This window comes from Kitasatospora sp. NPDC043949, assembly GCF_056435365.1.
The window spans coordinates 283,412-294,087 of the sequence record NZ_JBWKEQ010000004.1; the positions used below are offsets into that span (position 1 = coordinate 283,412).

Genomic DNA, 10,676 nt, shown 5'->3' on the forward strand with positions numbered 1-10,676 from the left:
CCGTCCGTTCGAGTCGGGTGGTGGAACGGTTTCCATGCTCCCCGAAACGTTGGGTCCTTGGCACGGAATGGGGCAATCCTCAGGGTCGGATCAGGGGTGTGCGCCCGGCCGGTTCCCACCACGGGTGCTTCGGACACCCCGGTCGGCGGGGTGCGGTCAGCCGGCGGACCAGCGGGCCAGGTCGGCGGGGGTGTCCAGGTCGTCCGGGACGGCGACGTCGGCGCACTCGACCAGCGTGACCGCGCCCGGGTGCGCGGCCAGCAGGGTGCGGGCCCCGGCGTCGCCGGACGCGCCGGCGGCCGCCTCCGCGAAGTGCCGGGCGCCGATCAGCACCGGGTGCCCGCGCCGTCCTCCGTAGGCCGCCGCGGCCAGTTCCGCGCCGGCCCGGTGCGCGGCCAGCAGTCGGGCCACCGCGGCCGCGGTGACGCCCGGGGTGTCCACCAGCATCACCAGCACCGCCGACACCTCCGGCGCCAGCGCGGCCAGCCCGGCGCGCAGCGAGGAGCCCATGCCGCCCGCCCAGTCCGGGTTGGCCACCAGCCGGCAGCCCGGCAGGTGCGCCGTCGAGCGGACGCGTTCGCCGGCCGCGCCCAGCACCACCGTGACGTCCGCGCAGCCGCCCGCCCGCACCACCGCCACCGCGTGCTCGACCAGCGGGCGGCCCGCGTACCGGATCAGGGCCTTGGGCCGCCCGCCGAGGCGTCGCCCGCCCCCGGCGGCGAGCACCAGCGCGGCAACGGGCCCGGTCGGGTCTTCGGTGGTCTGCATGGGCCCAGCCTGCCCGCCGGTGCCGCCGCCGCGCAGCCGTACGAACCCACAGTTGTACGAATGCACAAGGGGAACCCGCAGGTGGTGGCCGCCCCCCGGCGGTTCGGCCGCTGGTCCTGCGGCCCGCCGGCCCCTGTACTGGGTCGATGAACACCGCACCGCGCCCGCTGCTGGACCGTTTCGGCCGGGTCCACACCGACCTGAGGGTCTCGCTGACCGACCGCTGCAACCTGCGCTGCACCTACTGCATGCCGGCCGAGGGCCTGGACTGGCTGCCGAGGGCGCAGACGCTGGGCGACGACGAGGTGGTGCGGCTGGTGCGGATCGCGGTCGGGCGGCTGGGGATCGCCTCGGTGCGGCTGACCGGCGGGGAGCCGCTGTTGCGGCGGGGCCTGCCGGAACTGGTGGGGCGGATCGCCGCGCTGGGGCCGGAGGTGTCGCTGACGACGAACGGGATCGGGCTGGCCCGCACGGCGGTGGCGCTGCGGGCGGCGGGGCTGGAGCGGGTGAACGTCAGCCTCGACACGCTGCGCCCGGAGCGGTTCGCGCGGATCACGCGGCGGGACCGGATCGCGGACGTGTTCGCGGGCCTGGCGGCGGCGCGGGCGGCGGGGCTGGGGCCGGTGAAGGTGAACGCGGTGCCGGTGCGCGGGGTGAACGAGGACGAGATCCCGGAGCTGGCGGCCTTCGCGGTGGAGCACGGGTACCGGATGCGGTTCATCGAGTCGATGCCGTTGGACGCGCAGGGCGCCTGGGACCGTTCGGCGATGGTCACCGCCGCGGAGGTCCTGGAGCGGCTCGGGGAGCGCTTCGACCTGCTGCCCGTGGGGCGGCGGGGCAACGCCCCGGCGGAGGAGTGGCGGGTCGCGGGCACGGACGCCGTCATCGGGGTGATCGCCTCCGTGACCCGCCCGTTCTGCGGGGGCTGCGACCGGGTCCGGCTCACCGCCGACGGTCAGTTGCGCAACTGCCTGTTCGCGACGGAGGAGTCCGATCTGCGCGCGCTGCTGCGCGGCGGTGCCGACGACGACCGGATCGAGGCGGCCTGGCGGGCCTCGGTGGCCGGGAAGGGGCCCGGACACGCCGTCAACTCCGCCGGCTTCGTCCGGCCCGACCGCCCGATGTCCGCCATCGGCGGCTGACGCCCGGGGTGTGAGCTTCGACATGGTCGGCGGGGTTCGCGTGGCGTCGCCTTGACCTGCTCTCGGGGTGGCTGATCTGCTGGTTCGCCGTCAACCCGCCCCAGATCCCGGGAGTTATCCGTGCCCGCCCGCCGCACCGCCCTGTCCGCCGCCACCGTGTTCCTGATATGCGCGCTCGCGCTGGCCGGCTGGCTGCTCGGCGGCCGTGACCACAAGAGCGGCGACTCCGCCGCGCCCGCCGGGGGCCTGGGCACCAGCCCGCTGCAGAACCCGGACGGCACCAAGCCCGGCCTGGCCCCGCTGACCACGCCGGAGGAGCAGAAGGCGGGCCGGGACGTGATAGCCAAGGTCGCCACCGCCGCCGCCGGCCCCAAGGACGGCTACGACCGCAACGAGTTCGGCCCCGCCTGGACGGACAACGTCGACGGCGTCCCGCTCGGCCACAACAACTGCGACACCCGCAACGACCTGCTCGCCCGCGACGGCACCGCCGTCGAGCGCAAGGACGGATCGAACTGCGTCGTCACCGCGATGACCATCTACGACCCGTACACCGGCAAGAACGTCCAGTGGACCAAGCAGCAGGCCACGAAGATCCAGATCGACCACGTGATGCCGCTGTCCTACGACTGGCAGCTGGGCGCCGCCAAGTGGGACAAGGCCAAGCGCGTCCAGATCGCCAACGACCCGCTCAACCTGATCCCCGCCGACGGCTCGCAGAACGGCTCCAAGGGCGACTCCGGCCCGGCCACCTGGCTCCCCGCCAACACCGCCGTCCGCTGCTCCTACGCCGTCCGCTTCGCCCAGGTCTCCCTGAAGTACCAGCTCCCCGTCACCGCGGCCGACAAGCAGGCCATGCTGCAGCAGTGCGGCGGCTGAGGAATCGTTACGGCAGGTGCTGGTGTGACGGCAGCGGGCGCCGGGTGGTATTCGTGGGCGGTGCACTCGTCGAACCCCCGGCGCCCGCTCCGCGCCCTGCTCACCGTCGCCCTCCTCGTGCTCGCCGCGGGCTGCACCGGGCCGTCGGACCCGGGCGCCCGCCGGCCCGGCACCGCGGCCGCGGCCGGGCCCCAGGACCTGGTGCCCGGCACGGCCGCCCCCGCGCTCGCGGCCCTTTACCTCCAGCCGCTGGACTGGAAGGACTGCCCGGACCGGCCCGAGCGCCCGGCCGGGGAGCCGGTTGCGCAGTGCACCGGACTCAAGGTCCCGCTGGACTACGCCGATCCGGGCGGCGAGACGATCGACGTCGCCGTCTCCCGGATCCGCGCCACCGAGGCCGACCGGCGGATCGGGGCACTGGTGCTCAACCCCGGCGGGCCGGGCAACTCCGGCGTGGACCGGGTCGTCTGGGGCTGGGAGGACTACCGCGGCACCCTCTCCGACCACTTCGACCTGGTCGGCTTCGACCCGCGCGGCGCCGGCCGCACCACCCCCGTGCACTGCCTCGACGACCGCACCCGGGACGAGTGGACCAGCACCGACGACCCCGGCTACGACCGCGGCCGGGTGCTCGCCGACGCCTGCCAGGCCCGGTACGCCACGCTGCTGCCCCACCTCTCCACCCGCGACACCGCCCGCGACCTGGACGTGCTGCGCGGCGCCCTGGGCGAACGGCGGCTCGACTTCCTCGGCAGCTCCTACGGCACCTACCTGGGCGCCCTCTACGCCGAGGAGTTCCCCGCCCGCACCGGCCGCCTCGCCCTGGACGGCGCCTTCGAGCGCAGCCTCGACCCGGTCCGGATGAACGTCGAGGCCGCCGCCGCCACCGAGACCGCGCTGCGGGACTTCGCCGCCGACTGCGCGGGCCGCGACGGCTGCCCGCTCGGCCGCGACCGCGCCGCCGCCCCGCAGCGGCTCGCCGACTTCCTGGACGGCCTGCGCGCGCACCCGCTGCCCGCCGCCGACGGCCGCCGCCTCACCGCCACCCTGGCCTGGAACGGCACCCTCGACACCCTCTACGACGGCCACCGCTCCTGGGAGCGGCTGCGCCAGGCCCTCGACCCGGCGATCACCCGCGGCGACGCCGCCGAACTGCTCGCCCTCGCCGACGGCGCCAACGGCCGCGCCGAGGACGGCGGATACTCCACCGCGGCGGACGCCTTCGTCGCCATCAGCTGCGCGGACGCCCTGATGGCCCCCGGCGCCGGGGACCTGCGCACCGACCGCGCCGAACTCGCCGCCCGCGCCCCGCTGATGAGCCGGCACGACACCTCGGCGGCGCTGTTCGCCCCGGACTGCCGCTCCTGGCCGTACCGCACCGCCGAACGGCCCGCCCGGATCCGGGCCGAGGGCAGCGCCCCGATCCTGGTGGTCGGCTCCACCGCCGACCCGGTCACGCCGTACCCGTGGGCGCAGCGGATGGCCTCCGCCCTCGCCGACGCCGTCCTGCTCACCCGGGACGGCGACGGGCACACCGGCTACGACAAGAGCGGGTGCGTGCGGGACGCGGTGGCCGCGTTCCTGGTGGACGGCACGCTGCCCGCCGCCGGGACGCACTGCCCGTCCGCCTGACGGGAGCTGACGGGAGCTGACGGGGGCTGGCCAGGGGCAACGCGAAGGGGGCGCACCGCCGGCTGCGGTGCGCCCCCTGGGGTGGGACGGTCAGGAGGTCGGACGGTCAGGACGTCGGGGCCGTCAGGTCGTAGAAGGTGGTGGAGCCGACCGTCTTCGCGGTGAAGTGGCTCGTCACCCAGCTCTCGATCTGGGAGGTCTCCGACTCCTTCTCCCCGGTGTCGCCCCGTCCGCTCTCGGCCCCGCCGAAGCCGCGGTGGGAGCCGCCGGCGATGAACCAGTGCACCTTGCCCTCCTGGACGTACTTCTGGAAGCCGGCCAGGCTGAGCGAGGGGTCGGTGCCGTTGAAGCCGCCGAGGGCCATCACCGGCTTCCCGGTGGCGAGTTGGTAGCTGGCGGCGTTCTGCGAGCCGCTGGTGGCGGCCGCCCAGGTGTACTGGTCGGCGTTCTCCTTGAGCAGGGCGGAGGCCTCCTCGCTCACCTTGGTGCCGCCGAGCAGACCGCCCATGCCGCCCGCGCCGCCCATGCCGCCCGCTCCGGGGCCGCCCGCGCCGCCCGGGCCGAAGGCGCCGGGATCCTCGCCGCTGCCGGGGTTGCCGGTGTCGGGGTTGCCGGTGTCGGGGTTGGCGCCCGTGCCGCGCTCGCGGTGACCGTTGCCGCCGCCCGGGCCCTTGCCCGAACCGCCGCCCGGCCAGCCGCCGTTGCCGCCGTTGCCGCCGTTGAAGCCGCCCTGGCCGCCGTTGCCCCCGCCGTTGAACCCGTTGCCCCCGCCCTGGGCGCCCGGCCGGCCGCCGTTCTGCCCGCCGCCCCCGCCGGGGAAGCCGGGTGCGCCGCCGTTCTGCCAGCCGCCGTTCTGCCCGCCGCCGTTCTGGCCGGGCTGGAACGCCCGCCCGTTGCCCGGGAAGCCCTGCCCGCCGTGCCGGCCGCCGCCGCCCGGGCCGGAGGCGCCCTGGACGGCCGGCCCGGCCGTCACGATGGAGCCGCTGTGCGCCGTGCCGACGGTGTCCACCGCGTACGCGGCCGGCCCGCCGAGCGCCGCCGCCAGGCCGAGCAGGCCGGCGACCGAGGCGATCCGGGCCCCGAGCCGCCCGTCGGCCCGCCCGGCCAGCTGTCCGGCGACCAGCGTGGCCGCCGCCACCAGCCCGCCGACCAGCACCGCCCAGCGCAGCCAGGGCAGGAACTCCGCGCTCCGCCCGAGCAGGACGAACGCCCACACCGCCGTCACCGCGAGGGTGCCGGCCAGCACCAGCGCCCACGGAAGCCGGTGCCGGGCCCGCCACAGGCCGTCCACGCCCATGCCGACCAGCGCCGCGACGGCCGGGGCGAGCGCCACCGTGTAGTACTGGTGGAAGATCCCGGACATGAAGCTGAACACCAGCGCGGTGGACAGCATCGCGCCGCCCCAGACCAGGAACGCCGCGCGGGCGGTATCGGTGCGGGCGTAGCGGCGGGTCGCCCACAGGGCGGCGACCAGCAGGATCAGCGCGGCCGGCAGCAGCCAGGCGATCTGTCCGCCGATGTCGCTCCCGAACAGCCGGGTGAGGCCGCTCTGGCCCCAGCCGCGGCCGCCGCGCATCGCCCCGGCCGGCAGGTCGAGCCCGGCCGGGAGCCGCCCGCCGCCGCCGACGCTGCCGGTCTCGTCGCCGTTGATCCGGCCGAGGCCGTTGTAGCCGAAGGTGAGGGAGAGGAAGCTGTCGTCCTGCGAGCCGCCGACGTACGGGCGGGCCGAGGCCGGCAGCAGCTCGACCACCGCGACCCACCAGCCGCCCGCGACCACCATGGCTGCGCCCGCGAGCAGCAGCTGCCGCACCCGCCGCCACAGGCCGGTGGGCGCGACGACCAGGTAGACCAGCGCGAAGGCGGGCAGCACGAGGAAGGCTTGCAGGGTCTTGGTGAGGAAGGCCAGGCCGAACATCGCCCCGGTGAACACCAGCCACCGGGTGCCCGCCGCCTCGATGGCCCGTACCAGCCCGTACGCGGCCAGGGTGAGCAGCAGGGCCAGCAGCGCGTCGGGGTTGTTGAAGCGGAACATCAGCGCCGCGACCGGGGTGAGCGCCAGGGCGGCCCCGGCGAGCAGGCCGCCGAGCGGGGAGAAGCGCCGGCGCACCGTCGCGTACACGACGCCGACGGTGGCGGCGCCCATCAGGGCCTGCGGGGCGAGCACGGACCAGGAGGACAGGCCGAAGACCCGCACCGAGAGGGCCATCGGCCACAGCGACATCGGAGGCTTGTCGACGGTGATGAAGTTCCCGGCGTCGGAGGAGCCGAAGAAGAAGGCCTTCCAGCTCTGGCTGCCGGCCTGGACGGCGGCCGAGTAGAAGGCGTTGGCCCAGCCGGAGGCGCTCAGGCCCCAGAGGTAGAGGACGACGGTCGCGGCCAGCAGTGCCAGCAGGGCCGGGCGCACCCAGCGCGGGTCGTCCGCGCGGCCGCGCCAGGCGCGGGCGGGGAGGGTGCGCAGCCGGCCGGACCAGGAGGCGGGGCCCTTGGGGCCGGTGGGCGGCAGGGGCTGCTCGGGGAAGAGCGGCGCCGGGTCCGGCCGGGCGGGGTCCGGCCGCGGCACCTCCGGCGGCGGGAAGTCCGCGGCCTCGGGCCACGGTTCGCCGGCCGGAGTGGAGTAGCTGGTCGTGGTCATGCGCCATACCGTGCGTGGTGTGGCTGAGAGGAGCGTGAGACGACGCTGTGAGACGGGTGTGATCTGCGGGGCGTTCGGGTGATCGGGTGATCGGGCGGGCCGCCGGGGGATCGGTCAGGCGGCCTTCGGCGCGGTCAGGCGGCCTTCGGCATGGTGAGGTGCTGGCCGAGCCACTCCAGGGCCGGGGGGATCTCCCGGGTCCAGGTGTGGAAGTTGTGGCCGCCGGTGTCCAGGGTGATGGTGGACAGCTTGGTGGGGGCCTTGAAGGCGCCGACCATGGCCTGGGTGTCGGCGTAGTTGTTCTCGTCGTAGCTGGTGGTGAGCAGCAGGGAGACGGGGGCGGCCGGCTGGTTCTTCAGCCGCCACAGCAGGTCGTTCTGCTGCTTCAGCTGGTCGTTGCCGCCGAAGAGGTCGCCGGTGGTCTCGTCGTGCGCCGCGCTGTAGTAGCCGGAGAGCGCGACCGCCGCGCGGTAGGAGTCGGGCTTGCGCATCGCGAACTTGAGCGCGCAGTAGCCGCCGGTCGAGTTGCCGATCACGGCGCGGCTCGCCGGGTCGGTGCCGAGCCGGTAGGTGGTGGCGAGCGCCTTGGGCAGGTCGGTGGTGAAGAAGGTCTCCGCCTGGGGGCCGCCCGGCACGTCGACGCACTCGGTGTCCCGGTTTCCGACGACCGTGGGGCGCATCATCACCAGGACGGTCGGCGGCAGCTTCTTCTGCTCGATCGCGGTGAGGGTGGAGGCCGGGTACTGCATCAGCGAGATCAGCTTCTCCGGGGTGCCCGGGTAGCCGGTGAGCACCAGGGCCATCGGGAACCGCTGCTGCGCGTAGTCCGGCTGGAAGTACTGCGGGGGCAGGTAGACGAACGCCTCGGTGCTCAGGCCGGTCGAGGCTCCTTTGACGGCGACCTGCTGGATCAGCCCGGAGCGCTCCCGGTCCGAGCCCTGGGCCGAGTAGAACTTCTGCTCGCCGGTGACGGCCACGGAGGCGTTCGGCGTGTGGTCGACGACCGTGCCCGGCTTGCCGTCGGTGCCGAGCAGGTCGCTCCAGGAGCTGTAGAAGCCGAAGTAGCCGTTGGCGATCAGGCCCATGGCGACCAGCACGGCGATCTGGGTGGCGAGGAAGGCGCCGAGCCGGCCCGTCCAGGACTTCCAGCCCTTCCCGCCGAAGCGCGGCCAGAGCCACATGGTGGCGCCGAAGACGAGGATCGCGACGAGCGAGGCGACGATCTGGAGGGGGAGTCCGGTGAGGCTGAGCACGCCCCGATCGTAGTTGACCTCGATCAGCGCCCCCGGGCGCCCCCTGCGCGCCCTCCGCGCGCCCTCGGAATCCGGTTGACCGCGCAGGGCGGGCCCGCCAGCATGGCGGCGGAAACGTGCACGCTGTGTGCGCGGGGCGTCACGGGGGCGGGATTCATGAAGTCCATCACCAAGGCCGGTCTGGCCGTCGGCACGGTACTGCTGCTCGCGGCCTGCTCCAGCGGCACCGGGGGCGGCGGGGGGAGTGCCGCGGGCGGGCCGTCCACCGGCGCGGCCCCGGCCCCGCCCGCGCCGACGCGGACGCCGACCCCCACCCCGACGCCGCCGCCGTACGGCCCGGTGCTCGGCACGAACATCGACCCGGTGAACACCGCGCTCGGCCAGGTGGCCGGGGCCAAGACCCTGGGCGACCTCGACGGCGTGCTCGGCGGCATCGCCACCAGCGCGCGGACGGCCGGGCGGAGCCTGGGCCTGGCGGACGAGCCGGCCGCGGTCACCACGGCGCGGACCGAGCTGGTGGCGGCGCTGACCTCGCTGGCCGCCGACGCGACGAAGGTCCGCGGCGACATCAAGAGCAGGGGCGTCTGCGCGGTGGGTTCCGCGCAGGCCGAGCTGGGCGCCTCGGAGGGCCTGGCGGCGGTGTCGGCGGCCCTGGCCAAGATGGCGGCGGCCGGCTACCCGACGACCTTCGCCGTCCCGCAGACCCCGAAGCAGCAGTCCCGTTCGCTGGACAACGGCACCCTGGTGCGCGAGGGGCGGCTGCGCGGCCAGGGCGTGTTCAAGGTCGACAATGGCGGCAGGGGGGACGCGGTCGTCTCGCTCGCGCTGAACGGCAAGTCGGTGCACTCGGTGTACGTGGCCAAGGGGCAGAAGGCCAGTATCGAGGGCGTCGAGGACGGCACGTACGAGGTGTACTTCGCGGGCGGGGTGGACTGGGACTCCGACGCGAAGGCGTTCACGCAGAGCTGCCGGTTCACCAAGTTCCAGGACACGCTGGCGTTCGAGACCGGGCGCACCGCGACGTCCTGGTCGATCACCCTCCAGCCGACGGTCGGCGGCAACGCCAAGACCGACGAGGTGGGAGCGGACTCCTTCCCGCAGCCGTAGCCGTAGCCGTAGCCGCAGCCGGAGCGGGCGGGCCGACGGGTGGACATGACGCTCCGGCGGGCGGGCACGGCCGGTGCCGTGGGGTGCCATCGCGCCCGCCCTTAACGGGCATACCGGGGCGGATGGTTGCCGCCCCGGGCCGCAACGGCCGATTGCCGTCGGCGAGTTCGGCCAATACGGTTGACCACTTGAAGTGACCATGGCACTTTCGTGCGGCGCGGGCCTCGGCGACCAGTCGTACACCCCGCGATCCCCCACAAGGAGAGCCATGTTCAAGAGACTTGCCGCGATGGCCGGCGTCGGCGCCGTCGTCGCGGGCGGGCTGACCCTCGCCGCCGTCCCCGCGCACGCCGTCCAGGCCAGCGACCTGACCTCCACCATCGCGCTGAGCAACTGCTCGGCCTCGCTGGTGCGTTACCCCACATCGGTGGCCGGCGACCGGGCCCTGATGCTCACCAACGGCCACTGCCTGCCGACCATGCCCACGGCCGGCCAGGTCATCCAGAACGCGAGCGCGAGCCGCAGCGGCACCCTGCTGGACGGCGCCGGCAACAGCCTCGGCACCGTCCAGGCCGACAAGGTCGTCTACGCGACCATGACCGGCACCGATGTCGCGCTCTACCAACTCACCGACACCTACGGCTCGATCAGCTCCAAGTACGGCGCCACCGCGCTGACCGTCAACGACACGCACCCGACCGACGGCGCCGCGATGTACATACCCTCCTCGTACTGGAAGCAGGTGTGGAACTGCTCCGTCAACGGGTTCGTGCCCACCCTGCGCGAGGACCAGTGGACCTGGCACGACTCGCTGCGCTACAGCTCCGGCTGCAACACCACGCACGGCACCTCCGGTTCGCCGATCATCGACTCCGCCAGCGGGCGGATCATCGGCATCAACAACACCGGCAACGACAACGGTGAGATGTGCACCCTGGACAACCCGTGCGAGGTCGCCGCGGACGGCACCACCACGGCCACCAAGGGCCAGAGCTACGGTGAGGAGACCTACTGGTTCACCACCTGCCTCGGCAACGGCCGGGTCATCGACCTCAACGTGGCCGGCTGCCTGCTCACCAAGCCGGCCGGCAGCGGCGCCGTCTCCGTCAGCAGCCCCGGTGACCAGTCGACCGCGGTCGGCGGTGCGGTGAACCTCCAGATCAACGCTTCCGGTGGTACCGCGCCGCTGTCGTACAGCGCGACGGGTCTGCCGGCCGGGCTGGCGATCAACGCGTCGACGGGTGCGATCACCGGTACGGCCAC

The 10,676-nt window shown here is 74.5% G+C and carries 8 protein-coding genes; 5 read left to right on the forward strand and 3 right to left on the reverse strand.

Annotation, left to right across the window (positions count from 1 at the left end; all coding sequences use genetic code 11):
• Nucleotides 1-156: 156 nt before the first annotated feature.
• Nucleotides 157-768, reverse strand: a complete 612-nt coding sequence (locus AC07AL_RS06355) for a nucleotidyltransferase family protein (protein WP_363584076.1) — start codon at nt 766-768, stop codon at nt 157-159.
• Between the two features lie 146 nt (nt 769-914).
• Here AC07AL_RS06355 and moaA point away from each other — a divergent pair, with 146 nt between their 5' ends.
• From moaA to AC07AL_RS06370, 3 genes are all read left to right on the forward strand, one after another.
• Complete coding sequence (gene moaA, locus AC07AL_RS06360) at nt 915-1,910, forward strand: GTP 3',8-cyclase MoaA (RefSeq protein ID WP_363630234.1); 996 nt, start codon at nt 915-917, stop codon at nt 1,908-1,910.
• 120 nt (nt 1,911-2,030) lie between these two features.
• Entirely contained in the window at nt 2,031-2,789 is a 759-nt protein-coding gene (locus tag AC07AL_RS06365; protein ID WP_363584072.1) for an HNH endonuclease family protein, read from the forward strand.
• Between the two features lie 60 nt (nt 2,790-2,849).
• Nucleotides 2,850-4,421, forward strand: coding sequence for an alpha/beta hydrolase (locus tag AC07AL_RS06370; RefSeq protein WP_363630232.1), 1,572 nt, complete (start codon nt 2,850-2,852; stop codon nt 4,419-4,421).
• Between the two features lie 106 nt (nt 4,422-4,527).
• Here the strand turns inward: AC07AL_RS06370 and AC07AL_RS06375 are convergent, their stop codons facing one another.
• Both AC07AL_RS06375 and AC07AL_RS06380 read right to left on the reverse strand, forming a co-directional pair.
• The gene (locus AC07AL_RS06375; protein WP_478317013.1) at nt 4,528-7,053 is read right to left on the reverse strand and encodes a glycosyltransferase family 39 protein; all 2,526 of its coding nucleotides are present in this window, start codon (nt 7,051-7,053) and stop codon (nt 4,528-4,530) included.
• Nucleotides 7,054-7,187: 134 nt separating this feature from the next.
• Complete coding sequence (locus AC07AL_RS06380) at nt 7,188-8,306, reverse strand: alpha/beta hydrolase (RefSeq protein ID WP_363584066.1); 1,119 nt, start codon at nt 8,304-8,306, stop codon at nt 7,188-7,190.
• A gap of 156 nt (nt 8,307-8,462) precedes the next feature.
• Between AC07AL_RS06380 and AC07AL_RS06385 the strand changes: the two genes are divergently transcribed.
• Together AC07AL_RS06385 and AC07AL_RS06390 are read left to right on the forward strand one after the other, a co-directional pair.
• Nucleotides 8,463-9,413, forward strand: a complete 951-nt coding sequence (locus AC07AL_RS06385) for a hypothetical protein (protein WP_478317015.1) — start codon at nt 8,463-8,465, stop codon at nt 9,411-9,413.
• A 268-nt stretch (nt 9,414-9,681) separates the two neighbouring features.
• A partial coding sequence (locus AC07AL_RS06390) for a trypsin-like peptidase domain-containing protein (RefSeq protein WP_478317017.1) occupies nt 9,682-10,676 on the forward strand: 995 nt, incomplete at its 3' end.